A 25,721-nucleotide genomic window follows, 5' to 3' on the forward strand; every position below is an offset into this window, starting at 1 on the left:
CGGTTGTAGCTCAGTTGGTTAGAGTACCGGCCTGTCACGCCGGGGGTCGCGGGTTCGAGCCCCGTCAACCGCGCCATCGCTGCACTCCTTGGTCCAGGTTAAAGGCCGTGAAAATAGATGCGCGGTTGTAGCTCAGTTGGTTAGAGTACCGGCCTGTCACGCCGGGGGTCGCGGGTTCGAGCCCCGTCAACCGCGCCATTTATTTCTCAAATCTCAGTCAGAACTTTGAACATTCAGCACATTGCGCGCCGACGCACATGTTTTGTCAGGAGTGATCGGCAATAATCTGTAAGTTCACACTTTGTTCTAATTTTTCTGTTGGAGACTCAGTGCTGCTCGCCTATTTCTAGGTCACTTGCGTGTAGGGGGCCAAGAATGGCTGAGCTGAAGAATATCGAGGTGCGCGGCGCGCGCGAACATAACCTCAAAAGCATCGACGTGGATATTCCGCGCGATCAGCTGGTGGTGATCACCGGATTGTCGGGTTCGGGCAAGTCTTCGCTGGCCTTCGATACGATCTATGCCGAGGGGCAGCGCCGTTATGTCGAAAGCCTATCGGCCTATGCGCGGCAGTTTCTGGACATGATGGAAAAGCCCGATGTGGATCACATCAGTGGGCTGTCTCCGGCGATCTCGATTGAACAGAAGACGACGTCGAAAAACCCGCGCTCGACCGTGGGGACCGTGACAGAGATCTACGACTATCTACGCCTTTTGTTTGCCCGCGCAGGTACGCCCTTTAGCCCCGCCACCGGCCAGCCGATTGAGGCGCAACAGGTGCAGGACATGGTCGACCGGATCATGACGATGGAGGAGGGCACGCGCGGCTACTTGCTAGCCCCCATCGTGCGCGACCGGAAGGGGGAATATAAGAAAGAGTTCCTTGAACTGCGCAAACAAGGTTTTCAGCGTGTCAAAGTGGATGGCGAGTTCTATGAGCTCGATACCCCGCCCACTTTGGACAAGAAATTCCGCCATGACATCGACGTGGTCGTAGACCGCCTTGTTGTGCGTGAAGGGATGGAGACTCGGCTGGCCGACAGCCTGCGCACCGCTTTGGATCTGGCGGATGGCATCGCGATTCTGGAAACCGCCCCGAAGGAGGGCGACCCGGAACGTATCACCTTCAGCGAAAACTTTGCCTGTCCGGTCAGTGGTTTCACCATTCCCGAGATCGAACCGCGCCTGTTTTCCTTCAACGCGCCCTTTGGGGCGTGTCCGGATTGCGACGGGTTAGGGGTCGAGCTGTTCTTTGACGAACGCCTCGTGGTGCCGGATCAGACGCTGAAACTCTACGATGGGGCGCTGGCCCCTTGGCGCAAGGGCAAGTCCCCGTATTTCCTGCAAACCATCGAAGCCATTGCGCGGCACTTTGAGTTCGACAAGAACACACCGTGGAAAGACCTTCCTGCCAAGGTGCAACAGGTGTTCCTTCGCGGCTCAGGCGATGAGGAAATCCAGTTCCGTTATGACGAGGGCGGCCGTGTCTATCAGGTGACGCGCAGCTTTGAGGGCGTGATTCCGAATATGGAGCGCCGCTATCGCGAAACTGACAGCGCCTGGATTAGGGAAGAATTCGAGCGTTATCAGAACAACCGTCCATGCGGGGCCTGCGAAGGCTACCGTTTGCGACCCGAAGCTTTGGCCGTCAAGATCGCGGGCCTACATGTGGGGCAGGTGGTTCAGATGTCGATCCGTGAGGCCTTGGCCTGGGTTGAGGACGCCCCGAACCATCTGAGCGTGCAGAAGAATGAGATTGCTCGGGCGATTCTGAAAGAGATTCGCGAGCGCCTCGGATTCCTGAATAATGTGGGTTTGGAATATCTTACGCTGTCTCGTTCTAGCGGCACGTTGTCCGGTGGCGAAAGCCAGCGTATCCGGTTGGCCAGCCAGATTGGGTCGGGCCTGACGGGCGTGTTATATGTGTTGGACGAGCCTTCGATCGGGTTGCATCAGCGGGATAATGACCGGTTGCTGGGGACGCTCAAGAATCTGCGCGATCAGGGCAATACGGTGATCGTGGTCGAACATGACGAAGAAGCGATCCGCGAGGCTGATTACGTGTTCGATATTGGCCCCGGTGCCGGTGTGCATGGCGGGCAGGTGGTCAGCCATGGAACGCCAGAGCATATCGCGGCGGATGCGGCCTCGATGACCGGGCAATACCTGTCGGGCACGCGAGAGATTGCTGTGCCGACTGACCGGCGCAAAGGGAACAAGAAAAAGCTCAAGGTCGTCAAAGCCACTGGGAATAACCTGAAAAACGTCACGGCAGAATTTCCGCTGGGTAAGTTCGTTTGTGTGACCGGTGTATCGGGTGGCGGCAAGTCGACTCTGACGATTGAGACACTGTTCAAAACCGCCTCGATGCGATTGAACGGCGCGCGGCAGACGCCTGCTCCCTGTGAGACGATCAAGGGGCTGGAGCATCTCGACAAGGTCATCGACATCGACCAGCGCCCTATCGGGCGGACTCCGCGCTCGAATCCAGCCACTTACACCGGGGCCTTCACCCCAATCCGCGACTGGTTCGCCGGTCTACCGGAAGCCAAGGCGCGAGGGTACAAGCCGGGACGGTTCAGCTTTAACGTCAAAGGTGGCCGGTGCGAGGCGTGTCAGGGTGACGGCGTTATCAAGATCGAGATGCACTTTCTGCCTGACGTCTATGTTACCTGCGAAACCTGCAAGGGTGCGCGCTACAATCGCGAAACGCTGGAGATCAAGTTCAAGGGCAAGTCCATCGCCGATGTCCTTGATATGACTGTAGAAGACGCGCAGGAGTTCTTTAAGGCCGTGCCTTCGATTCGCGATAAGATGGATGCGCTGGCGCGTGTTGGGCTGGGCTATATCAAAGTGGGCCAGCAGGCGACAACCCTGTCCGGGGGCGAGGCGCAGCGGGTGAAATTGTCCAAGGAATTGTCCAAACGCTCGACTGGGCGGACGCTGTATATTCTGGATGAACCAACGACGGGTCTGCATTTCGAAGACGTGCGCAAGCTGTTGGAAGTGCTCCATGAATTGGTCGATCAGGGCAATACGGTCGTTGTGATCGAGCACAATCTGGATGTGGTAAAAACCGCTGACCATATCATCGACATCGGCCCCGAAGGTGGCGATGGCGGTGGTGAGATCGTCGCCACCGGCACGCCCGAAGACGTGGCCGCCGTCGAGCGCAGCCATACTGGACGTTACCTGAAGCAGATGTTGAACCCTGAACAGGTTGCGGCGGAATAGCCTTAATACTGCGCGTATCGCAGCATATGCCAGTGGCGCAATAATGGTGGGAAGAAAAGAAACACAAAGCCGAAATTCACATAGGCAAACACCATCATCGGCAGCCACATGGCGACGCCAATCAGTCCGACAAATCCGGCAATGCGGGTCGCTGTTACGGGTTTCACCATGCGGTTCAGCATTACGTGGAACAGCCGTCCACCATCCAGCGGCATCAATGGCAGCATGTTGAAAATCGCCAGCCACAGGTTCAATTGTGCGGTCACGACCAAAACCCAACCCAGCGCGGGAGAGGAAACGAAGGGCTCGACCAGTGAACACACCGCCCAAAGGGTCAGGTTCACTATTGGCCCCATGGCCACGATCAACTCATCCTCGTACGACGAGGTCGAGCGGCGATGTTCGCAAAATCCACCACCGCAATACAGGACGACGCGGTTGACGGGGACGCCCTGGATCAAACAACCCCAAGCGTGCCCGAGTTCGTGCAGCAGGATCGAGCCCAGCAAAATACCCACGAATCCAAGCGCATAGGGCAGGGTCCCGGGGTCGAAGCTGAATCCGACGATGATCAGAACCAGTAAAATCAGGCTCTGGTTCAATTGAATGGGTACGTTCCACGGGCCGCGGAACTCAAAAATCGCACCGTCACTATACATATTCAATCCTCGCAATAACGATAATCGTGATGACGTAGAATTGCGTCAAAAATTGGGTGCTATCGTTGAGGTTGTGTGACCTAGTTCAGAATGTCGACGACCGCGCCGATCAGGTTCAGCACTTTGCGCGTTTCGGGGTCGACCCGGTAAACGTAATCGCCAGCTCGGATATACGAACCGCGATCTAGACCATAACGGTAAGGGTCATTGATCCAGCGGTAGTCGTTATTGATGAACTCGCCGTTGCGATACAGTTTTTTGGCCTGGCCAGGAGGAACGCAAGGTACGTTTTTCTTGGCCAGACCCGGTGGGCAATGGCCACCCTTGTTTTTGACCTGAATCACAGGTTGCGAAGGGAGGCGAAAAACGTTGTCCGTAGTCTTGCCGTTGCCTTTACCATTGCCTGCCATCACCGCCGCAGGAGCGGCCACCAGAGTGGAAACTGTTAACAAAACTGCCAAAACGCGTGACATCGTGATCTCCGACACAAAACTGCTCTGACTCGATAGATGGCGGTCCGAAGGTCGGCGGTCAACCCCGCGGGCAGATACCCGCCCACGGGATAATATCATCCGCGTCCGCGTTTTTCGAACCGGGGCAGCATGGCAGAAAAGTCCTTGCCCAGCCCGTTCTCGGCCTCGACAAACTGCTCATAAAGCGCAGTGGCCGCCTGTCCCATCGGAGTATCAGCATCCGAGCTTTCGGCCGCTTGCTGGCTGAGGCGCAGGTCCTTGAGCATCAGTTCCGCCGCAAAGCCCGGTTGGTAATCGTTGTCCGCCGGGCTGGCAGGTCCTACACCGGGCGCGGGGCAATAAGCGTTCATCGTCCAGCTATAGCCCGAGGACGTGCTGACCACGTCGAACATCTTTTGCCGGTCCAGACCCAGCTTGTCAGCCAGCGCAAACGCCTCGCAGGTGGCGATCATAGTGACGCCGAGGATCATGTTGTTGCAGATCTTGGCGGCCTGACCGGCACCAGAGCCACCGCAATGCACGGCCTTTTGCCCCATGATGTCGAACAGTGGGGCGGCCTTGGCGAAGGCCTCCTCAATGCCACCTGCCATAAAGGTCAGGGTTCCGGCGGCGGCACCGCCAATCCCTCCGGACACGGGTGCATCCACGGCCAAGACGCCAACTTGAGCGGCTTGGTCTGCGACTGCGCGGGCACTGTCCACATCTACGGTCGAGCAATCCACCCAGACCGCGCCCGAATCCATTGCGGGCAAGATCTGATCAGCGACAGCACGCAGTATCTGGCCGTTGGGCAGCATGGTGATGACGATCTCGGCACCGACGGCGGCCTCAGCCCCCGAAGCAGCCATCACGACGCCCGGAACGTCTACGTCTGCCATGTCAAAGCCTGTAACTTCGTGCCCGGCTTTGGCCAGATTGGCAGCCATCGGATTGCCCATATTCCCAAGGCCGATAAACCCGATCTTCATTCCTCAATCCTCCTCGAATGTCAGCGAATTGCTGCCCAGTGGTTGTAGCATCCGCGACACTTCGACAATGGGGACAGTCCGGTCTTGGTGCTTCCAGCGGGGTGTGCGGTCCTTGTCGATAATCTGTGCACGGATACCTTCCAGAAAATCTCCGTGCGCGCTCGCGCGGTAGGTAAAGCGGTATTCATGTTCCAGCGCTTTTCGAATGGTCAGGTTAGGCCCGCGCAGCCGGTGCAGCATTTCGATACAGCAGGCCATGGAAAGGGGCGAGCCTCGGTTCACCATTTTCAATGCGCTCGCCGCTAAATCCGTGTCTGACGCGGCTAGGGTGTTGAGTATGTCCTGCAACCCTTCACCATCAAAAAGCATGTTGATCTGGTCCTGTTGTGCGGCCAATTTGCCGTCAGGGGCGTCTTGGGCATGGGCGGCCAGCAGGCTTGCGTTGCCCGAGGCTTCGAGCATGTCGATCAGGTCAGCCCATTGCGCTGTCGGGATGTAGTGATCGGCGAATCCGGCGAAAATCGCGTCGGCGGGGCCCATACGGTGGCCGGTTATGCCCAGATATTCGCCCACCCGACCGGGCACCAGCGCAAGCATCAGCGAACTGCCCACATCCGGCACCAGACCGATGCCGCATTCGGGCAGGGCGATCTGGCTGCTTTCGCCCACGACGCGATGACTGCCGTGACATCCGATCCCAACGCCGCCGCCCATGGTAAATCCTTGCAGGAAACTGACGACCGGTTTGGGGTATTCGAAGATCAGCGCATTCAGGCGGTATTCATCCCGCCAGAACGTCTGACCATATGCGAAATCGCCCTTGGTGCCGGTCTCGTAAAGCTCGGCAATGTCGCCCCCGGCGCAAAAGGCTTTGTCGCCCTCGGCGTCAAAGATGATCAGATCCACCGCATCATCCTCGCGCCAGTTGCGGAGCGCCGCGTCGATGGCCATGCACATGTCATAGCTGAGCGCGTTCAGGGCCTTGGGCCTGGTCAGAGTGATCCGTCCGGCGCGGCCCGCTGTTCGAATGTCGATATCAGCCATAGCGTCCTCAGCGATTGGCCAGCATCTGGCGCGACACGATCACGCGCATAATTTCATTCGTTCCTTCTAGGATTTGATGCACGCGCAAGTCGCGGACCAGTTTCTCGATACCGTAGTCTGCAAGGTAGCCATAGCCGCCATGCAGTTGCAGGCACTGATCCACCACTTTCGATCCGGTCTCGGTCACGAATTTCTTGGCCATGGCGCAGAACTTGGTCGCATCGGGCGCGCCGTGATCCAGTTTCCACGCAGCTTGGCGCAAAAATGTGCGCGCGGCCTGCAACTCGATCTCCATATCGGCCAGACGGAATTGCAGCGCCTGAAACTGGTCGATGGACTGACCGAAGGCTTGCCGCTCGGACATATATTGCAGCGTCATATTCAGCCCCGCTTGCGCGGCCCCTAACGAGCATGAGGCGATGTTAAGCCGTCCGCCATCTAGGCCCATCATCGCGTATTTGAACCCGTCGCCTTCGACACCAACAAGGTTTTCGGCCGGGATTTTGCAATCGTCGAACTGCACCTGCGCCGTGGGTTGGCTTTTCCATCCCATCTTCTGCTCCAAAGCGCCGAAGGACAGGCCGGGGGCGCCGTCCTCGACATAGACCGTTGAAATCCCCTTGGGACCGTCCTGTCCCGTGCGCACCATGCAGACATAGGCGTCGGAATAACCACCTCCTGAGATGAACGCCTTGGTCCCGTTCAGCATGTATCCTTCATTGCTGCGGTCCGCGCGGGTTTTCAGCGCAGCAGCATCCGAGCCCGAGCCCGGTTCGGTCAGGCAATAGCTGAGAACGGTATTCAGGCTGAGAACATCGGGCATGATACGTGCTTTAAGCGCATCCCCGGCGAAACTGTCCAACATCTTCGCGCACATGTTGTGAATCGAAAGAAACGCCGCGACGGACGGGCAGGCCATCGACAACGCCTCGAACACCATTGTGGCATCCAGACGCGACAGGCCCGAACCTCCACTGTCTTCAGAGACGTAGAGGCCGCCGAATCCAAGCTCTCCGACACGTGGCCACAGGTCTTTGGGGATGGTCCCTTCAGCCTCCCACTGTCGAGCATAGGGGGCTATGTTCTTCTGCCCGAACTCATAGGCCATGTCGAAGATCGCAGTCTGCTCTTCGGTCAAAGCGAAATCCATGGCTTCCCTCCCACGCCGACGGATGAATTGAACGAGTGTTTATTTCCCAATCCTTACAGAAATTTTTCACGGCCAGCAATTCCCAGCATCTGTCTATTGGGGATTAAAGGTCGTGGTGAAATTCCTCGATCAGGTGTTGGACAACCGCTTTTCCCGGATCTTCGCCACGGGCGGATGCCTCGGCATAAACGCGTCGCTGACGTGTGGCCGATGTTCCGTTCTGCGCGATTTGTTGCAACCGCGCCAGTTCGGTCATTGTACCAAGTGCCTCGGTGTCTTCGGCCAGTAGTCCCATCAGTTCGCCCATCAGTTCGGGCATGGGCTTGATCGAGCGGTCGCCAAAGTCGATCATGCCCTCGCCGACGCCATAGCGCTGTGCGCGCCAACGGTTTTCTCCGATCAGGAACTGGTCATAGTTGCGCCAACGCAGGTTTCGCGCTTTCAGGCGGCACAGCATTCGGGTCAGGGCCTGTACCATCGCCGCAAGAGACAGCGCGTGTTCAAGCCTCGGTTGCACATCCATGATCCGCGTCTCAAGCGTGGGGAAGCGGTGCGACGGCCTAAGGTCCCACCAGATTTTCGACGTATCCTCGATCACGCCAAGCTCTACCAGAATACCGGTGGTGCGCTCATATTCGTCCCAACTGGCCAAGGCTGGGGGCAACCCGGTGCGTGGAAGGTTGTCAAAGACCGTCAAACGGTACGAGGACAGCCCCGTATCCTCACCGTTCCAATAGGGGGATGAGGTGGACAAGGCCAGCAGATGAGGCAGGAAGTAGGCCAGTTGCGGCATCAGATCAGCACGCAGGGCAGGGTCTTGAACCCCGATATGGACATGCATCCCACAGATCAGCATTCGCCTCGCTACGCCGCCCAAGGCATGTTGTAGCGCGTCATAGCGTTCTTTGCGCGTGTGGTGCTGCTTCTTCCAGTCGGCAAACGGATGGCACGACACCGCAATTGGTGCGAGGTTGTAGTCTGCCGCGCGTTTGGCCACGCAGGACCGTAGGCGTTTCAGGTCCTCTCGTGCGGCGGCGATAGTGGCATGGGGGCGGGTGCCGACCTCGATCTGACATTGCAGGAATTCGGGGCTGACCTGGCCTTGAAAGTCGGTCTGGCAAGCTTCCATCAACGCCTCGGGCGCTTCGGCAAGTTCGCATGTGTCGCGGTTGACCAGAAGATACTCTTCCTCGATACCCAGCGTGTATTCTTGCTGCATGGTCGCCCTCGTCGGTTATTCCAAACAGTGAATACGGAAATGATCGCCTTGCCAAGTGTTTGGCTTGCGAAGCCCCCGGCGCCGGCGATAAGAACCCTTCAGTCAACAGTCCAAACCCCGGAGCGTTCGCGTGAAACCTAGGAAATTCCAAAAAATCAACGACGCCCTTGAGGAACTTGGGGTTAAACTGATCGACAAAGCCCCGGAAAATGACGAACGCGCCCGCCTTCAAGCGTTTGAGCGGGCAGGCGGCCTGACCCGACCCGCCTATGCCTTGTCGCCGGGGATGGAGGAGTTCGATATCGCGCCGCTGGTGGCTGAATATGCCGAACATGCAGATGCGCTAGCCGCGTTGAAAGACCCGGCGCGTAATCAGACCGGCTATCGGATTGGCAATGGCTATTATGATAGCCCCGATGCCGATGCCTTGTACCTGATCATCCGTCGGTTCAAACCCCGGCATGTGATCGAGGTCGGCTGCGGCAACTCAACGCGCGTAACCCGGCAAGCGATCATCGACGGCGGGCTCAAGACGCAGATCACTGCGATTGACCCCTATCCACGTGCAGATATCGCCCATGTGGTGGATCATTTCGAACAGAAACGGCTGGAAGAGGTCGACCCCGCGCTGTTCGATCAGTTAGAGGCGGGCGACATCCTGTTCATCGATTCCAGCCACGTCGTACGCATAAGCAATGACGTCGCACACCTGTTCTGTCGCATCATTCCTGCACTGAAACCCGGTGTCGTGATCCATGTGCACGATGTTTTTTTGCCCTACGAATATCCCAAGCGATTCTTCTATGACTGCCCCGGTTGGGGCGAGCAGTACATGCTGCACGCTTTGCTGCAATCTGGCGCGTTTTCAATGCTTTGGCCGGGGTATTACCTGCAACAGGATCGTCCTGATGCGGTCGAGACTTTGCCGTTCCTGGGCGATGGTCGTGCGCAAAGTATCTGGGTGCAGATCAAAGAAAATTGAACTCAAAGTGATCCGCTGCGGCTGAGGCCCCGTACCCCTTTCCATAACACGCTGGAGAGGAGATACAGCCATGTTCCGCCAAACACTGATGGGTGCCGCAGCCGCACTTGCCCTGACACTGCCGGTCAAGGCGCAAGCCGCCGACATCGTGGACACCGCCGTTTCGGCCGGGTCGTTCGAAACGCTTGTTGCCGCTGTTCAGGCTGCTGGTCTGGTCGACACGTTGAAAGGTGACGGCCCGTTCACCGTATTCGCCCCCACAGATGAGGCATTTGCCGCCTTGCCCGAAGGCACAGTAGAAACGCTTCTGCTGCCCGAGAATAAGGATCAACTGGTCGAAATTCTGACCTATCACGTGGTCCCGGCCAAGGTCATGTCCGGTGACATTGCTGGTAAGCGTGCAAAGGTTCTGACGGTCCAAGGTGATCGACTGAGCGTCAACGCCAAGCGCGGGGTTAAAGTCAACGACGCCGAAGTCATTCAGGCGGACATTGAAACCAGCAACGGTGTGATCCACGTTGTCGACGCAGTCATTCTGCCGGAATAACGCTCTTCAAAGTCATGAAAAAAACCCCGGTCCTTGCGGCCGGGGTTTTGTGTTTTAAACCAGTCGAACTTGGGTTCCAACCTGGACGAGGGGATAGAGCTCCTCGACATGCTGATTGTAGAGCCCGATACAGCCGGACGAGCTTTGACGTCCAATCTTGCGGGTATCATGGGTACCGTGGACCAGATAGGCAGGCCAGCCAAGATACATAGCCCGCGTGCCCAGCGGATTGCCCGGCTCACCGCCTTCCATGCGGATCGGCAGATCAGGATCGCGCTCGCGCATCGACGCGGTCGGTGTCCAGCTTGGGTTCTCGCGCTTGCGCACCACCTCGGTATAGCCGCGCTTTGTCAGCTCTTCACTCATGGGGACTGAGCTGGGATACAGTTTGTAGGTCCCGTCCGGACCCCAGTAATGCACCGCGCGGCTGGTGATGTCGGCCAACAGGGCACCCACACCCAGCTCATCAAAATGGTCCTGCCAGTTCTGCTGCGAGAAGGACGAAACGTTACGGCGCACCGGAAGCTGCGTGCTGATCGCGTCTTCGTTCTGCGGGAATGCGTCAGAGCTTTGGGCGCGCACAAGGGCAGGGGTGGCCAACAGGGACGCTGCCCCCAACAAGGCAGAGCGACGGGTCAAGCGGGAATTGGACAATTTGGCCTCCGGTTCAGGAACTGCTCGGTCTGTATTTTGTCGATAAAATATTGGCGATCGATGCACATTTCCAGACATCTTGGCCTGAATTTATCGTGAAATCGGCGCTTCGGCCTGAATTCGGCAGACCGTTGCCGAAAAAAACCGGCCCCCGAAGGGGCCGATTCAAAAACTACGTGGCATTTAGTCCATGGCTTTGAAGTTAAATTCGCCGCCTTCTTTGATGCCCGATGGCCAGCGCGCCGTGACCGTTTTTGTCCGGGTGTAGAATTTGAAACTGTCCGGGCCGTGCTGGTTCAGATCGCCAAACATGGATTTCTTCCAACCGCCAAAGGTGTGATAGGCCAGCGGAACCGGGATCGGAACGTTAACGCCGACCATACCGATGTTCACACGGCTGGCGAAGTCACGCGCGGTGTCACCGTCACGGGTGAAGATCGCGGTGCCGTTGCCATATTCATGGTCCATCGCCAGTTTCAGCGCTTCTTCATAAGATCCCGCGCGGACAGTCGACAGGACCGGACCAAAGATCTCTTGCTTGTAGATGTCCATATCCGGGGTCACGCGGTCGAACAGGTGTGGGCCGACAAAGAAGCCGTCCTCATAGCCCTGTAGGCTGAAGTCGCGGTTGTCGACGACCAGTTCTGCGCCTTGTTCGATGCCCGAGTTGATCAGGCCAAGGATACGCTCTTTCGCGGCTCCGGTGACGACGGGGCCCATGTCCACGTCATCGCCTGCGGTATAAGGGCCGACCTTCAACTTTTCGATGCGCGGCACCAGCTTTTCGATCAGCGCATCGGCGGTTTCCTCACCCACAGGAACGGCGACCGAAACTGCCATGCAGCGTTCGCCAGCCGCGCCAAACCCGGCACCCACCAGTGCGTCGGCGGCCTGATCCAAATCCGCGTCGGGCATGACGATCATGTGGTTCTTGGCGCCGCCAAAGCACTGTGCACGTTTGCCATTCGCCGTGGCGCGGGAATAGATGTACTGTGCAATCGGGGTCGAACCCACGAAAGAAACGCCCTGAATGATCTCGCTGTCCAGCAAGGTATCCACAGCCTCTTTGTCGCCATTGACCACTTGGAACACGCCCTTGGGCAGACCAGCCTCGACAAACAGTTCCGCCAGCATCAGCGGGACCGAGGGGTCACGTTCGGACGGTTTCAGAACCACGGCATTGCCGCAGGCCAGCGCCGGGCCCACGTGCCACAGCGGCATCATGGCGGGGAAATTGAACGGCATGATCGACGCCACAACACCCAGCGGTTGGCGCATGGAATACATGTCGATGCCGGGGCCTGCGCTGTCGGTGTATTCGCCCTTCAGCATCTGCGGTGCGCCGATGCAATATTCGATCACTTCCAAACCACGCTGAAGGTCGCCTTTGGCGTCAGGGATGGTCTTACCGTGCTCGCGGCTGAGCGCCTCGGCCAGCTTGTCCATGTCGCGGTTCATCAGGCCAACCATGGCCATCATCACCCGCGCGCGTTTCTGCGGGTTGGTGGCTCCCCACGCGGGTTGCGCAGCGGCGGCGCTTTCGATGGCAGCCGTGGTCTCGGCCGCGCTGGCCATCGGGCATATGTATTGAACTTCACCCGTAGCAGGGTTGAAGACGTCGTCAAAGCGACCAGACGTGCCGGACACGTTCTCGCCGTTGATGAAATGGGACAGTTCGGACATTGCGAATTCCTCCGTTATCTTTGCGCGCACAATAGGCTTGCAAAAATCGCGTGAACAGAGGCAATGTCTCAAATATGTTTTGCAAAAATGCAAAGAGTATGCGGTGACGCCGAATTGGGATGATATGCGGGTGTTTCTGGCGGTTGCGCGCGAAGAAAGCCTGTCCGCCGCGGGTCGGCAACTTAAGATCGACCCCGCGACAGTGGGCAGACGGATTGCTCGGCTTGAGGCTTCGCTGAACGCGCCTTTATTCACCAAATCTCAGCAAGGCTATGTTCTGACCTCAGCCGGAGAACGCCTGATGGATCACGGGTTAAAAGCGGAAGAGGCGATGCGCGCTGCAGCCGGGGCTATGGCGGGGTCGTCCAAAACGTTAAGTGGACAGATCAGGATCGGGGCCCCCGATGGTTGCGCCAACTATCTGCTGCCACAGGTTTGCGCGCAAATCTGCGATGCCAATCCCGATCTGGATATCCAGATCCTCGCCTTGCCCCGTGTCATCAACCTGTCCCGACGCGAGGCGGATATGGCTGTGACCGTCAGCGCGCCGACGGCAGGCCGGGTGCTGGTTCAGAAAATCACCGACTACCGGTTGCATCTGGTTGCCAGTGACGAATATCTTTCCGCGCGGCCCGCGATCCCAACGCCCGAAGCACTGAAAGGGCATCGGATGATCGGTTATATCCCGGACATGATCTTCGATCGGGAACTCGACTATCTGGTCGATCTTGGGGTTGACCGTGTCGCACTTGCATCGAATTCCGTATCGGTCCAGTTGCGCCAGGTTGCCTTGGGCTCTGGAGTTTGTGTGGCCCACGATTTCACGCTGCCATTCCATCCAAACCTGCGGAAAATCCTGACGGATCATGTCAGTCTGACCCGGAGTTTTCATCTGGTCCGACATCAAGGGGATCAGCGAAACGAGCGCCTGAACCGGTTTGCAACTGCGCTGACCGCAGGAATTCGTGACGAAGTGGCGCGGCTGGAAGCGGCAGCTTCATCTTGACACATTCAAACATTCCGGCAACGCTTTGGAAAACAGCAAGTTATTTCGGAGGTTTCGCCTATGCTTGTTCAGGCCATTCTGAAATCCAAGGCCACCGAAGGGGTCATGACGGTTGCCCCGGACGTGACCGTGTCCGATGCGTCCAAAATTCTGGCAGAAAAGCGGATCGGTACGGTTGTGGTGTCCGAGGATGGCGGGAAATCCGCCGCAGGCATTCTGTCGGAACGCGATATCGTCCGTGAACTTGCGGCCAGCGGCAGCGGATGCCTCAGCAAGCCGGTCAGCGCCTACATGACCAGCGATCTGGTAACGGCGACGCGTCAGGATTCGGTCCAAGACGTCCTGAGCCGCATGACCGAGGGGCGGTTCCGTCACATGCCTGTTGTCGAAGAAGGCAAATTGATCGGCATCGTTACACTTGGGGATGTGGTCAAAGCGCAATTGTCCGAACTGGCGATGGAGAAAGAGGCGCTGGAAACCATGATAATGGGGCACTAATCGCCTCGATATCCACGCCAACCTATTGCACCTGCGGCAGAGTTGTGTTTGCTTGCGCAGAAATTTTGTTGCGCAGGAGGCGGCGATGAGGGTTGGATTATATCCCGGAACTTTTGATCCGATCACCTTGGGTCATATCGATATCATTCGCCGCGCATCCGCACTTGTGGACAAGCTGGTGATTGGGGTTGCGATCAACCGCGACAAGGGACCTTTGTTCACTTTGGAAGAACGCGTCGCCATGATCGAGGCTGAATGCGCGCATCTGACCGAGCAGACCGGCACGGAAATCGTTGCGCATCCCTTTGAAAACCTGCTGATTGATTGTGCCCGCGATGTTGGGGCTCAGATCATCGTGCGCGGCCTTCGGGCCGTGGCGGATTTCGAGTATGAATTCCAGATGGTCGGGATGAACCGCGCACTGGACAATTCGATTGAGACGGTCTTTCTGATGGCCGAGGCGCGCCATCAGGCGATCGCCTCGAAACTGGTGAAAGAGATTGCCCGTCTGGATGGGGACGTGTCGAAATTCGTCACGCCCCGTGTCGATGCGGCGTTGAAAGAGCGTTTAGGTTAACGCGCCCATAGCCGCTGCTGTATCCAGCATCCGGTTCGAGAAGCCCCATTCGTTATCATACCAGGCGAGCACCCGGACCAGAGTGCCGTCGGTTACCTTCGTCTCGGGCAGGGACACGGTCGAGCTGTGGGAATCGTGGTTAAAATCGACCGAGATCAGTGGGCGCTGTTCCGCCGCAAGTACGCCGGGGATCTTGGCTGCCGCTTCTACGAACAGGGCGTTGACCTCTTCCTCGGTCGTAGGGCGTGAGACTTCGACGACCAGATCGACAACCGACACGTTGGGCGTCGGCACTCGAATGGCCTGTCCGGTCAGTTTGCCTTGCAGTTGCGGCAGTACAAGACCCACGGCAGAGGCCGCTCCGGTTGTTGTCGGAATCATCGACAGAGCCGCGGCGCGGGACAGGTAGGGGTCTTTGCCAGCGGAATCGTGCACCGGTTGGCTGGCCGTATAGGCATGCACCGTCGTCATGTTGCCATGAACAATGCCAAGGCCTGCATCAAGGGCGGCAGCAACGGGTGATAGGCAGTTCGTGGTGCAAGACGCGTTCGACACAATGGTATCCTGAGCGGTCAACTCGTGATCGTTGACGCCGAATACGATCGTTTTCACGCCACCATCCCCACGGGCAGGGGCCGAGATCAGAACCTTCTTAGACCCATTTTCCAGATGACGGGCAGCAGCCTCGCGCGTGCGGAACACGCCGGTGCATTCCAGTACGACGTCCACATCGGACCAGTTCAGGTTTTCCGGGTCACGCTCGCTGGTCAAACGTATGGGACCGGCGCCAACATCCATTCCGGCTTCAGACAGCGTTACTGGCTTGGAGTACCTGCCATGGACACTGTCAAACTCGAACAGATGCGCGTTCATCTCGGGCATGGCCAGGTCGTTGATGGCGACGATTTCAACATCGGTTCGGCCAGTCTCCATAACAGCGCGCAATACGTTGCGTCCGATGCGTCCAAATCCGTTGATTGCCAGTTTGAGTGTCATGGTCTGCTCCGTCCGTCTTTCGGCTTGTGTTCGAGTTAGCGCTAACAAAGCCAGAACGAAGAAAAAGTCAAGCAAAACCTCTGTCAGCGCCAGACGGCGACCCAATCCAGGAAGGTAAAAAGTTTCTTGCCAAGGAACACGAAATGCTCGGGCCCGAACAGGGCATAGTCTAGGCAGGCGGCCCCCAGAATCAAAAGACCCAGCCAGATAGCTATTTGATTGGTCATCGAGGCCCCGAACGAAAATGCCCGCCCAGATAACCTGAGCGGGCAAATATGTTCAAGAATTCAATGGCGTCTTAGTTAAGACGGCCCATCGCAACTGCGACATCCGCCATGCGGACCGAGAAGGCCCATTCATTGTCATACCATGCCAACACGCGCACCATGCGGTCACCGACCACGCGGGTTTGATCCGGTGCGAAGATCGAGCTTTCTTCGGTGTGGTTGAAATCGGTCGAAACCAGCGGCGCGGACTCATAGCCCAGAACGCGCTGCATATGACCCTGCGAAGCTTCACGCACGATAGCGTTGACCTCGTCAACAGTCACTGCGCGGCCAGCGCGGAAGGTCAGGTCCACCGCCGAGACATTCGGGGTCGGAACCCGGATTGCGGAGCCATCCAGACGACCTTTGAGGTTCGGCAGAACCTCACCCAGCGCCTTGGCAGCACCTGTCGAGGTTGGGATCATCGACATAGCGGCAGCGCGAGCGCGGTACAGGTCGCTGTGGCGGCGGTCCAGCGTGGGCTGGTCGCCGGTATAGGCGTGGATCGTGGTCATGATGCCATGCTCAATCCCGATGCCTTCGTCCAGAACCTTGGCAAGCGGAGCAAGGCAGTTTGTGGTGCAGGAGCCGTTTGAGACCATTTTGTCATCAGCAGCCAGGCTGTTGTGGTTCACGCCATAGACGATGGTTTTATCGACATTCTTGCCCGGAGCAGACAGCAGAACCTTTTGCGCGCCACGCTCAAGATGCGTCTTGGCTTTCAGGCCGTCATTGAACTTGCCGGTGCACTCCAGAACAACGTCGCAGCCTTCCCAGTCCAGTTCGTTCATGTCGTAGGTCGAGAACATCTCCATGGGGCCGCGACCCAGATCCATGGTGTTGCCCTCGATTGAGACGTCGCGGGGGAAGCGCCCGTGGACGCTGTCATATTTCAGCAGATGCGCCGTGGTTTCCAGCGGGCCGGTTGCGTTGACCTTGATCACTTCGATGTCGTTGCGGGCCGATGCCGCGATATGCGACAGGGTGCAGCGGCCGATACGGCCAAAACCATTGATGCCGACCTTGATGGTCATATGACGTCTCCAAAATGCGCTTGCGTTGCAGGCGATATAGCGGCCCTAACGCGTTCTCAAAAGAGTAAAAGTGACATATTTTTAACGTGTTAGCGCAAACCTTGGCCGGTATCGCTAACGCTTGCGCTAGCTGAAAGATCAGGTAGGGTCCACCTGCGGCTGGTTACAGGAAGGAACTAGGCATGAGCGGTCTTTTGGCATTGCTGGACGATGTTGCCGGAATTGCAAAAGTTGCGGCATCGTCGGTTGATGATGTTGTTGCAGCGGCTGGCAAGGCGGGGGCCAAAACGGCGGGTGTAATCATTGACGATGCAGCCGTGACGCCAAAATACGTGCAAGGTTTCGCCCCGGCGCGCGAGTTGCCGATCATCTGGCGCATCGCGCGCGGGTCGGTTTTCAACAAGATCGTGCTGCTGCTGCCCGTTGCGCTGTTGCTGGCTAATTTCGCGCCTTGGCTGATCACGCCTTTGCTGATGCTGGGCGGGTCTTATCTATGTTTCGAGGGGGCCGAGAAGATTTTCCATGTCCTCTTCCCCCATGGTAGCCATGCCATCGACGAGGATATGAAAATCCGAGATCCAGGCCATCTGGAAGAGCAGAAAGTCAAAGGTGCAATAAAGACCGATTTCATCTTGTCGGCCGAGATCATGACCATCGCGCTGGCCGCCATTGAGGCGCCGAACATCTGGATGCAGGCGGCGACGCTGGCTGTTGTCGGGATCGGCGTGACGGTTGCGGTCTATGGCTCGGTCGCGTTGATCGTGAAAATGGACGATGTGGGCCTGTTTCTGGCGCAGAACGCACCAACGCCGGTCGGGCGCGGAACCGGGCGAGGCTTGGTCAAAGCCATGCCGATTGTGATGAAGCTGCTTTCAATCGTTGGGACCGCCGCAATGCTGTGGGTCGGCGGGTCGATCATCATCCACGGGCTCGAGGTTTTGGGCTTTGGCTGGCTGGGCCACCACATTCACGACTGGGCCTATGCGGTAGGCCATATGGTTTCAGCGCAATATGAAGGCGCGGCTGAGTGGATCGCCAAGGCAACTATGGACGGTGTGTTCGGATTAGCGTGGGGCTTGGCGTTGATCCCGGTGGCTACAAAGCTGCTCAAATCGCACTGATCTGGCCAATCCGCGCCGCCATAATGAGCGGCGCGGCATCGTGTCAGAAACCGTTGGTATTGCCTTCGACCACAACTCCCGACCCGTCGATCTTGCCGTCTTTGAACAAGGTTACGGCGACCCCGTCAATTTTCAATTCCCAGCAATTCTTGGGGTCTGTGCCGTATTGAAAGCACATGCCACTATCCGTTGCTTCCCACTTGCCCGTGTAGCCCTCGCCCTTGATGGTGCCATCAGCGGCGTAATATTCGGTAAACGCGCCCGACAGCATACCTCCGGCATAGGTGTGGCCCGCCATGGTTTTCTGAATCTCTTCCTTGCTGGCAAATTCAGCCGCAAAGGCTGGGGCTGCGGTGGCCATGACAACGGCGCAGAGGACGGCGTGGAGTTTCATATTTGGTCTTCCCTGTGACTGGTTGGTTTTGCCGCAGGTAATGCGTTTCAGTCGTGAGGATAGGGCAGGCGGGGTCACAATGACTCACCAACCTGTGACAGGAAACAGGTATGAAAAAAGGCGACCACTTTGGTCGCCTTTTTTTTGATTTGATATGCGTTGCGGGTTAGCCCAGCAGGTCCTTGACCTTTGCAACGGTGGCCTCGGCAGTGATGCCGAAATGCTTATACAGCTCACCCGCAGGGGCCGACGCACCAAAACCCGACATGCCGATGAACCCAGCCTTGGCTTCACGGCCACGCTCGCCCAGCAGCCAGCGATCCCAGCCACCGGCGCGGACGGCGGCCTCGATGCCGACGCGGACGGCACCGGCGGGCAGCACGCGCTTGCGATAGGCTTCGTCCTGCTCGGCGAACAGCTCCATACAGGGCATGGAGACGACGCGGGTGCCGATTCCTTCGGCCTCAAGCATCGCTTTGGCTTCCATCGCCAGTGACACTTCCGAGCCGGTGGCAATCAGGATGGCCTGACGTTTGCCTTCGGCCTCGGCCAGAACATAAGCGCCTTGTGCGGTCAGGTTCTTGGTTTTGTGATCCTTGCGCACGGTTGGCACGCCCTGACGGGTCAGCGACAGGACCGAGGGGCTTTCCTTGAAGGTCAGCGCCAGTTCCCATGCCTCAGCCGTTTCAACCGTGTCGGCGGGGCGGAACACATAGGTGTTGGGCGTCGCGCGGCTGATGGCCAGATGTTCGACCGGCTGGTGGGTCGGGCCGTCTTCGCCCAGACCGATCGAATCGTGAGTCATCACGAAGACCGAAGGGATTTTCATCAACGCTGCCAGACGCATCGACGGACGCGCATAGTCGGTGAAGGCCATGAACGTGCCGCCATACGGGCGGATGCCACCATGTAGCGCCATGCCGTTCATCGCAGCGGCCATGCCGTGTTCACGTATACCGTAATGGATGTAACGGCCCTTGCGATTTTCCGGCAGGAACACGCCCATGTCAGCAGATTTGGTGTTGTTCGAGCCCGTCAGGTCGGCCGAACCGCCCACGGTCTCGGTCAGGATCGGGTTGACGACGTTCAGAACTTTCTCCGATGAGGCGCGGGTGGCCAGTTTCGGTTGGTCTTCTGAGGCTTGTTTCTTGAACGCGCGGATCGCGCCGGCCAGTTTCTTGGGCGCTTCAAATGCGTAGGCGCGGTTGAAATCTGCCTGCTTGCGTTCCGAGATTTGTGCGAAACGTTCTTCCCATGCCGCGCGCTCTGCGGCACCGCGTGCACCGATGGCTTCCCATGCGGATTTCACATCGGCTGGGATTTCAAACGCGCCATGCGGCCAGCCATAGCCTTCTTTGGCGGCTTTCAACTGATCCTGATCGGTCAGCGCACCGTGGCCTTTCGAAGTGTCCTGCGCTGCGTGACCCAATGCGATGTGGCTTTCGCAGGCAATCATGGTCGGCTTGTTCGACTTTTTCGCCTGCACGATGGCCGCGTCGATGGCCTGCGGATCGTGTCCGTCAATCTCGATCACATGCCAGCCTGAGGCCGCGAAACGGCGCACCTGATCGGTGCGGTCTGCGATGTCCACGGTGCCGTCGATGGTGATGTTGTTGTTGTCCCAGAAAACAATCAGCTTGCTCAGCTCATGACGTCCGGCAAGGGTGATGGCTTCTTGGCTGACCCCTTCCATCAGGCAGCCGTCGCCCGCGATCACATAGGTATAGTGGTCAACGACCTTCTTACCGTATTGCGCGCGCTGGATTTCCTCGGCCATTGCAAAGCCTACAGCGTTCGAGATGCCCTGACCTAATGGGCCGGTGGTGGTCTCGATGCCATTGACCAAGAAGTTCTCGGGGTGGCCCGCAGTTTTTGCGCCCAGCTGGCGGAAGTTTTTGATCTCGTCCAGAGTGACGTCAGCGTGGCCTGTGAGATAGAGCAAGGAATAGATCAGCATCGAGCCGTGACCTGCAGACAGGATAAACCGGTCGCGATCGGGCCAGTTCGGCGCCGAGGCGTCAAATTTCAGGTGCTTTTCGAACAGCACGGTCGCGACGTCGGCCATGCCCATCGGCATGCCGGAATGGCCGGAATTGGCGGCGGCGACGGCATCAAGGGTCAATGTGCGGATGGCCGCAGCCTTGTCCCAATGTTCGGGGTTTGCATTGCGCAGCGCAGTCAGGTCCACGGGCGTTATTCCTTTGGATTACAGGCAGATTGCGCGCTGAATACCACTCAGTCCTCAAAGTGCAAGCAGAACCGGGGGTTACAAGGGCGAACTGCTTCAAGAACGCGGCTCAAGTATTTGAAAGCAAACAGTGGGTATTTTCCGCGCCATTCGGTTAGACTAGGCCAAGACGAAGACAATGTTGATTCGCACAAATCACATTTCAAGGAACCTTGGTAAACAGGTGGCACAGGTATGAGCCAGATCGAAGAACTACAACGTCGCATTGTCGCCGCGATGGAACGAATTGGAGCCGGCGTCGATGCCTTGGGCACCAAACCAGCAGATCCCTCCGGACAAGACGATGTACTGAAAGCTGCATTGGATGACGAGAAAGTTGCCAACGCGCAGCTTGAAGAGCGTTTGAAATCGCTGAAACAGCGCCACGAGCAAGAGGTCGACGCAATGCGCGCCGACATGGAAAACTTGCGTGCAGCCCCGGTCGAAGACCATGAGGCGCCTCAATTGCGTCAGCAATTAGCAGAGGCGACCGCGAAACTGGCTTCTGTCGAAGCGGCGCGGGCCGAGTTGGCCGAAGCCAAGGCGGCTTTGGAAAATCAGGATGAACTGGACGCGCTGAAATCCGAAAACGAAGAGTTGAAGGCCGCGATCAACGGGGCTCTGGCTCTGGAAGAAGAAAACGCGCGTCTGCGGTCCGAATTGGCTGATAGCGAGCGGGTTGCTGAACTTTCGGCCGAGTTGGAGATGCTGCGCGCCGAACGCAGTAGCCACGGGGCCGCGATGTCGCGTCTGGATGATGACCTGCAACGGATGCGCAAGGCAAATGAACAGCTGCGCGAGACGGTAGATGAGCTGCGGTCTGCCTCGCAAAACGGAATGCCGGATGCCGAATTGTTGAACCGCGCCACGGTGGCCGAGCTTGAGGCGACCCGCGCCGCACAAGCCACAGACGCGGCCGAAGCCCACGCAGTTCTGGCCCGGCTAGAGCCGTTGTTGTCGCGCGCGAAACTGGCGGAAGGTGAGGTGGAGTAATGCCCGAGGTGACCATTCAAATCGGCGGTCGTGGCTTTGAAGTCTCGTGCCAGCAGGGGGAAGAGGTCTTCTTGCAGGCCGCTGCCAAGATGTTGGACGACGAGGCTCAAGTGCTGTCGGATCAGATTGGCCGGATGCCGGAATCGCGGATGTTGCTGATGGCTGGGCTGATGCTGGCCGATAAGGCCGCCGCTACGGACGATCGTATCAAGATGCTGGAAGGCAAGCTGACTGAGGTCGAGGCCGAGGTGCAGACCCTGCGCAACGCCCCGCAGCCTGAACCAGAGCGTGTCGAAGTGGCGGTCGTGCCGCCCTCGGTCACGGATACGCTGGCGGAACTGGCCGCACGGGCCGAGGCATTGGCGTCGGTGGTGGAAGAGAAAGCGGGATGAAATTTTTCCCTGCTACTGCGCTGGCTTCCATGCTGGGCATGTGGGGCAGCGTCGCGTCGGCCCAGATAGACGTCCTGCCTGTGACCTTCACATGCGAGAACGGCACGCCGCTGGAGGTGATCTTTTTCAACGCCACGGACGGGGCTAGTGCTGCGGCAATGTTGGTGGATAACCGGTTGATTGCATTGGAACAGACCATCAGCGGGTCGGGTATCCAATACCGCTCAAGCGGACCGGGCGGCAGCTATGTCCTGCGCTCGAAAGGCTGGGACGCAACTGTCAGCTATCTGGCGGCAGGGGATGCCGCCAGCGAGCAGGTTGTTCTAAGCGATTGTAGTAGCCGCTAATCAGGCGTTAGCTTCGCGGATCTTGTCGGCGGCATCTTTGTTGTAGCCGACGCCATTGTCGTCAAACAGCGTGTCCAGTTCGCCGGACAGGGTCATCTCGGTGATGATGTCGCAACCGCCGACGAATTCACCTTTGACGTAAAGCTGCGGCACGGTCGGCCAGTCGGAATAATCCTTGATGCCCTGACGGACCTCTTCATCAGCTAGAACGTTCACGTCGGCATAGTCGACGCCCATATAGTTCAGCACACCAGCCACGCGGGACGAGAATCCGCATTGCGGCATTTCCTTGGTGCCTTTCATATACAGCACCACATCGTTGGCTTTGACGGTTTCGTCAATCTGGGTTTTCACGTCAGTCATTTCGCGTTTCCTTTGCTCTTCGGCATCATCGCTTTGGCATAGTCTTGAGGATCTTTCGGGACACGATATTGGGTGGAATGTCCACCTCCGGACCCGCCGGAATCATAGATGGTGAAAATCGTGCGGTATCCTAATCCGGGAAGAGTTCCTCTTTTTGATTGAGCGTCATTTTTGGATCTGCTTCGCGCCAACAGAGTCGTCAAGATTATGACGGCTGCAATGCCAACTATAACGCCAAATCCAAGATCCATTTTACTCCGGCACTTTCGTCGTCAACGCCAGCGCGTGCAACTCTCCATCTGGGCCGTCCATCTTGCCTTTCAAGGCCGCATAGACCGCGCGCTGTTGTTGAACCCGGTTTTTGCCGCGAAAGCTCTCGTCCACGACCATGGCGGACATATGCACGCCATCACTGCCGCCGACTTGAATTTCCGCATCGGGAAAGGCTTCGCGCAGCAGGTGTTCGATTTCGTGGGCGCTCATCGGCATGTAGGTTACTCCTGAAGGTCTTTCCCAAGATGTAGAGCGCCAAAGCGGGGCGCGCAAGTGGTCCTGAGATGACAAAACCCGCGCCGGTTCAAGCGCGGGTTTCGGTATCGTTTACTTAGGCTATATTAGGCGACAGCTTCGGCAAAGCTGCTGCGGAAGGTGGCGGTCAGTTCATCCAGCGCAGCCTCAGAGCCTCCGATCTTCACCGTCTCACCGGTAAAGCGGCCGACCGACTCCAGCGGCACTCCGGCCTGACCGGCGGCGATCATCAGAGCCTCGGCCTGATCAAAGTTGCAGGCGATCAGATAGCGCGCCTGATCCTCACCGAACAGGAACTCGGTTGGGGCGTCGTCCAGATGCACACCGACGCCAGCCGCCTCGGCCAGTTCGAACGCCGCCAGCGCAAGGCCGCCGTCGCCCAGGTCGGTACAGGCTTTGATCATCTCGCGGTTGGCGCGGATGAATTCGCCGTTGCGCTTTTCGGCCTCCAGATCGACATGGGGCGCGTCGCCATCTTCGCGGTTGAACACCTCGGCCAGCAGGGCGGATTGCCCCAGATGGCCGTTGGTTTCGCCGATGACAAGAGCGACATGGCCTTCGCGGACCTCGTCGCCGATGATGTCGTCGGTATGGGCCAGTAGACCAACCGCGCCGATGGTCGGGGTGGGCAGGATCGCCTGACCGTCGGTCTCGTTGTACAGCGAGACGTTGCCCGATACGATCGGCATATCCAGTGCGGCGACAGCCTCGCCAATGCCTTTGATCGCGCCGACGAACTGGCCCATGATCGCGGGCTTTTCGGGGTTACCGAAGTTCAGGTTGTCGGTGGTGGCCAGCGGAGTGGCCCCGACGGAGGTCAGGTTGCGATAGGCTTCGGCCACCGCCTGTTTGCCGCCCTCAATCGGGTTGGCGCGCACATAGCGCGGGGTCACGTCGCTGGTGAAGGCCAGCGCTTTGTCGGTCCCATGCACGCGAACCATGCCAGCGCCCAGACCCGGCGTGCGGGCGGTGTCGGCCATGACCATGGTGTCGTATTGTTCGTAGACCCATTGCTTGCCCGCATAGTTGGGCGATGCGAGCAGGGCGCGCAGACCGTCAATCGGGTCGATCTGGGGCACTTCGGCGAGGTCTTCAGCCGCAGGTGTTTCGACCCAGGGGCGGTCGTACTCGGGCGCGGTCGAAGACAGTTTCGACAGAACCAGATCGGCTTTGACCTCGCCGTTGTGGACGATCAGGAAACGGTCCTCGGCAATGGTTTCGCCAACGATGGCGAAATCCAGATCCCATTTCTCGAACACGGCGCGGGCCTCGGCCTCAAGCTCGGGCTTTAGGACCATCAGCATCCGTTCCTGAGATTCCGACAGCATCATCTCGTATGCGGTCATGTTCTCTTCGCGCTGGGGGACGTTTTCAAGATCCAGACGCACGCCAAGGCCGCCTTTGTCGCCCATCTCAACCGCGGAACAGGTCAGGCCCGCAGCACCCATGTCTTGGATTGAGATCACAGCGCCGGTTTGCATCAGCTCCAGCGTCGCCTCCATCAGGCGCTTTTCGGTGAAGGGGTCACCGACCTGAACGGTGGGGCGTTTCTCTTCGATTGTGTCGTCAAATTCGGCCGAGGCCATGGTTGCACCACCAACGCCATCACGGCCGGTTTTGGCACCAAGATAGACGACAGGCATGCCGACGCCCGAGGCGGCCGAGTAGAAAATCTTGTCGCTATCCGCCAGACCAGCTGCAAAGGCGTTCACAAGGCAGTTGCCATTATAGGCCGGGTGGAACCGCACCTCGCCACCCACGCAGGGCACACCGAAGCAGTTGCCGTACCCGCCGATGCCTTCGACCACACCATTCACAAGCTGGCGGGTTTTGTGGTGGCCGGGTTCGCCAAAGGACAGCGCATTCATCGACGCAATGGGACGCGCCCCCATGGTAAAGACGTCGCGCAGGATGCCGCCCACGCCGGTCGCCGCGCCTTGGTAGGGTTCGATATACGAGGGGTGGTTGTGGCTTTCCATTTTGAACACCACGGCCTGACCGTCGCCAATATCGACCACGCCAGCGTTCTCACCGGGTCCGCAAATCACTTGCGGGCCAGAGGTGGGCAGGGTGCGTAGCCATTTCTTGGAGGACTTGTAGGAACAATGCTCGTTCCACATGGCCGAGAAAATACCCAGCTCGGTAAAGGTCGGCTCGCGCCCGATGATTTCGAGGATCATGTCATATTCGTCGGGCTTAAGCCCGTGTGCGGCAATCAGATCCGGGGTGATGGCGGGCTCTTGCATCTTATGTCCTGTGTCCAAAGGGGCCGAGATTGCGCGCCTTTTAGGGCAAGGGCGCGCCCGTGGGAAGGGTCAAGTCACCGCAGGGTGGTCTGGATGAAGAAAAACGGTCCCCGCAAAGGT

At 58.3% G+C, this 25,721-nt stretch carries 26 protein-coding genes and 1 tRNA gene; 11 read left to right on the forward strand and 16 right to left on the reverse strand.

Going from position 1 to position 25,721, the window contains the following annotated elements:
* The first annotated feature begins 121 nt into the window (after positions 1-121).
* A tRNA-Asp gene (locus AC2FJ6_RS00005) sits at positions 122-198 on the forward strand.
* 177 nt (positions 199-375) lie between these two features.
* Complete coding sequence (gene uvrA / locus AC2FJ6_RS00010) at positions 376-3,234, forward strand: excinuclease ABC subunit UvrA (protein ID WP_170769633.1); 2,859 nt, start codon at positions 376-378, stop codon at positions 3,232-3,234.
* A 2-nt stretch (positions 3,235-3,236) separates the two neighbouring features.
* Here the strand turns inward: uvrA and AC2FJ6_RS00015 are convergent, their stop codons facing one another.
* The 6 genes from AC2FJ6_RS00015 to AC2FJ6_RS00040 form a co-directional block, all read right to left on the reverse strand.
* Positions 3,237-3,893, reverse strand: coding sequence for a site-2 protease family protein (locus AC2FJ6_RS00015; protein WP_170769634.1), 657 nt, complete (start codon positions 3,891-3,893; stop codon positions 3,237-3,239).
* 80 nt (positions 3,894-3,973) lie between these two features.
* Positions 3,974-4,366, reverse strand: coding sequence for a hypothetical protein (locus tag AC2FJ6_RS00020; RefSeq protein WP_170769635.1), 393 nt, complete (start codon positions 4,364-4,366; stop codon positions 3,974-3,976).
* 95 nt (positions 4,367-4,461) lie between these two features.
* Positions 4,462-5,334, reverse strand: a complete 873-nt coding sequence (mmsB, locus tag AC2FJ6_RS00025; RefSeq protein ID WP_170769636.1) for a 3-hydroxyisobutyrate dehydrogenase — start codon at positions 5,332-5,334, stop codon at positions 4,462-4,464.
* 3 nt (positions 5,335-5,337) lie between these two features.
* Positions 5,338-6,378 (reverse strand): enoyl-CoA hydratase/isomerase family protein, encoded by a 1,041-nt coding sequence (locus AC2FJ6_RS00030; protein WP_170769637.1) that lies wholly within the window; start codon positions 6,376-6,378, stop codon positions 5,338-5,340.
* Positions 6,379-6,385: 7 nt separating this feature from the next.
* Positions 6,386-7,528 carry an acyl-CoA dehydrogenase family protein gene (locus AC2FJ6_RS00035; RefSeq protein ID WP_170769638.1) on the reverse strand — a complete coding sequence of 381 codons (1,143 nt, stop codon included), beginning with the start codon at positions 7,526-7,528 and terminating at the stop codon, positions 6,386-6,388.
* 103 nt (positions 7,529-7,631) lie between these two features.
* On the reverse strand, positions 7,632-8,747 hold the full coding sequence (locus AC2FJ6_RS00040; RefSeq protein WP_480552069.1) for a carboxylate-amine ligase: 1,116 nt from the start codon (positions 8,745-8,747) through the stop codon (positions 7,632-7,634).
* A gap of 130 nt (positions 8,748-8,877) precedes the next feature.
* On the opposite strand from AC2FJ6_RS00040, the gene AC2FJ6_RS00045 reads away from it, so the two are divergent.
* Entirely contained in the window at positions 8,878-9,729 is an 852-nt protein-coding gene (locus tag AC2FJ6_RS00045) for a class I SAM-dependent methyltransferase (protein WP_170769640.1), read from the forward strand.
* A 70-nt stretch (positions 9,730-9,799) separates the two neighbouring features.
* Positions 9,800-10,276, forward strand: coding sequence for a fasciclin domain-containing protein (locus AC2FJ6_RS00050; RefSeq protein WP_170786627.1), 477 nt, complete (start codon positions 9,800-9,802; stop codon positions 10,274-10,276).
* A 54-nt stretch (positions 10,277-10,330) separates the two neighbouring features.
* On the opposite strand, the gene AC2FJ6_RS00055 is transcribed toward AC2FJ6_RS00050, so the two are convergent.
* Together AC2FJ6_RS00055 and AC2FJ6_RS00060 are read right to left on the reverse strand one after the other, a co-directional pair.
* Positions 10,331-10,930, reverse strand: a complete 600-nt coding sequence (locus tag AC2FJ6_RS00055; RefSeq protein WP_170769642.1) for a L,D-transpeptidase — start codon at positions 10,928-10,930, stop codon at positions 10,331-10,333.
* Positions 10,931-11,113: 183 nt separating this feature from the next.
* On the reverse strand, positions 11,114-12,613 hold the full coding sequence (locus tag AC2FJ6_RS00060) for a CoA-acylating methylmalonate-semialdehyde dehydrogenase (RefSeq protein WP_170769643.1): 1,500 nt from the start codon (positions 12,611-12,613) through the stop codon (positions 11,114-11,116).
* Positions 12,614-12,716: 103 nt separating this feature from the next.
* Between AC2FJ6_RS00060 and AC2FJ6_RS00065 the strand changes: the two genes are divergently transcribed.
* The 3 genes from AC2FJ6_RS00065 to coaD all read left to right on the forward strand — a co-directional run bounded on the left by AC2FJ6_RS00065 (position 12,717) and on the right by coaD (position 14,694).
* Positions 12,717-13,619 (forward strand): LysR family transcriptional regulator, encoded by a 903-nt coding sequence (locus AC2FJ6_RS00065; protein WP_170769644.1) that lies wholly within the window; start codon positions 12,717-12,719, stop codon positions 13,617-13,619.
* A 60-nt stretch (positions 13,620-13,679) separates the two neighbouring features.
* Positions 13,680-14,117, forward strand: a complete 438-nt coding sequence (locus tag AC2FJ6_RS00070; RefSeq protein WP_170769645.1) for a CBS domain-containing protein — start codon at positions 13,680-13,682, stop codon at positions 14,115-14,117.
* 85 nt (positions 14,118-14,202) lie between these two features.
* Positions 14,203-14,694 carry a pantetheine-phosphate adenylyltransferase gene (gene coaD / locus AC2FJ6_RS00075; protein ID WP_170769646.1) on the forward strand — a complete coding sequence of 164 codons (492 nt, stop codon included), beginning with the start codon at positions 14,203-14,205 and terminating at the stop codon, positions 14,692-14,694.
* On the opposite strand, the gene gap (AC2FJ6_RS00080) is transcribed toward coaD, so the two are convergent.
* The 3 genes from gap (AC2FJ6_RS00080) to gap (AC2FJ6_RS00090) form a co-directional block, all read right to left on the reverse strand.
* On the reverse strand, positions 14,686-15,690 hold the full coding sequence (gap, locus tag AC2FJ6_RS00080) for a type I glyceraldehyde-3-phosphate dehydrogenase (protein ID WP_170769647.1): 1,005 nt from the start codon (positions 15,688-15,690) through the stop codon (positions 14,686-14,688). The genes coaD and gap (AC2FJ6_RS00080) overlap by 9 nt on opposite strands.
* 83 nt (positions 15,691-15,773) lie before the next feature.
* The gene (locus tag AC2FJ6_RS00085; RefSeq protein ID WP_170769648.1) at positions 15,774-15,917 is read right to left on the reverse strand and encodes a hypothetical protein; all 144 of its coding nucleotides are present in this window, start codon (positions 15,915-15,917) and stop codon (positions 15,774-15,776) included.
* A gap of 71 nt (positions 15,918-15,988) precedes the next feature.
* Complete coding sequence (gene gap, locus AC2FJ6_RS00090; RefSeq protein WP_170769649.1) at positions 15,989-16,990, reverse strand: type I glyceraldehyde-3-phosphate dehydrogenase; 1,002 nt, start codon at positions 16,988-16,990, stop codon at positions 15,989-15,991.
* 182 nt (positions 16,991-17,172) lie between these two features.
* Between gap (AC2FJ6_RS00090) and AC2FJ6_RS00095 the strand changes: the two genes are divergently transcribed.
* On the forward strand, positions 17,173-18,111 hold the full coding sequence (locus AC2FJ6_RS00095) for a DUF808 domain-containing protein (protein WP_170769650.1): 939 nt from the start codon (positions 17,173-17,175) through the stop codon (positions 18,109-18,111).
* 43 nt (positions 18,112-18,154) lie between these two features.
* Here the strand turns inward: AC2FJ6_RS00095 and AC2FJ6_RS00100 are convergent, their stop codons facing one another.
* Both AC2FJ6_RS00100 and tkt read right to left on the reverse strand, forming a co-directional pair.
* Entirely contained in the window at positions 18,155-18,505 is a 351-nt protein-coding gene (locus tag AC2FJ6_RS00100) for a hypothetical protein (RefSeq protein ID WP_170769651.1), read from the reverse strand.
* 166 nt (positions 18,506-18,671) lie between these two features.
* On the reverse strand, positions 18,672-20,693 hold the full coding sequence (gene tkt / locus AC2FJ6_RS00105) for a transketolase (RefSeq protein ID WP_496668098.1): 2,022 nt from the start codon (positions 20,691-20,693) through the stop codon (positions 18,672-18,674).
* Between the two features lie 234 nt (positions 20,694-20,927).
* On the opposite strand from tkt, the gene AC2FJ6_RS00110 reads away from it, so the two are divergent.
* From AC2FJ6_RS00110 to AC2FJ6_RS00120, 3 genes are read left to right on the forward strand one after another with little or no spacing between them, the layout of a single operon-like run.
* A complete protein-coding gene (locus AC2FJ6_RS00110; RefSeq protein WP_170769653.1) occupies positions 20,928-21,725 on the forward strand; it encodes a hypothetical protein in 798 nt (265 codons plus the stop codon).
* On the forward strand, positions 21,725-22,117 hold the full coding sequence (locus AC2FJ6_RS00115) for a cell division protein ZapA (RefSeq protein WP_170769654.1): 393 nt from the start codon (positions 21,725-21,727) through the stop codon (positions 22,115-22,117). Before AC2FJ6_RS00110 ends, AC2FJ6_RS00115 begins: the two co-directional genes overlap by 1 nt.
* Entirely contained in the window at positions 22,114-22,464 is a 351-nt protein-coding gene (locus AC2FJ6_RS00120) for an MliC family protein (RefSeq protein WP_170769655.1), read from the forward strand. The genes AC2FJ6_RS00115 and AC2FJ6_RS00120 overlap by 4 nt, the downstream gene beginning before the upstream one ends.
* Here AC2FJ6_RS00120 and grxD read toward each other — a convergent pair whose 3' ends face one another.
* The 3 genes from grxD to purL form a co-directional block, all read right to left on the reverse strand.
* A complete protein-coding gene (gene grxD, locus AC2FJ6_RS00125) occupies positions 22,465-22,827 on the reverse strand; it encodes a Grx4 family monothiol glutaredoxin (protein WP_170769656.1) in 363 nt (120 codons plus the stop codon).
* Positions 22,828-23,079: 252 nt separating this feature from the next.
* The gene (locus AC2FJ6_RS00130; protein ID WP_170354080.1) at positions 23,080-23,316 is read right to left on the reverse strand and encodes a BolA/IbaG family iron-sulfur metabolism protein; all 237 of its coding nucleotides are present in this window, start codon (positions 23,314-23,316) and stop codon (positions 23,080-23,082) included.
* Between the two features lie 125 nt (positions 23,317-23,441).
* Positions 23,442-25,601, reverse strand: a complete 2,160-nt coding sequence (gene purL, locus AC2FJ6_RS00135; protein ID WP_170769657.1) for a phosphoribosylformylglycinamidine synthase subunit PurL — start codon at positions 25,599-25,601, stop codon at positions 23,442-23,444.
* Positions 25,602-25,721 lie beyond the last annotated feature (120 nt).

It is taken from the genome of Ruegeria sp. CDSA089 (assembly GCF_059612205.1).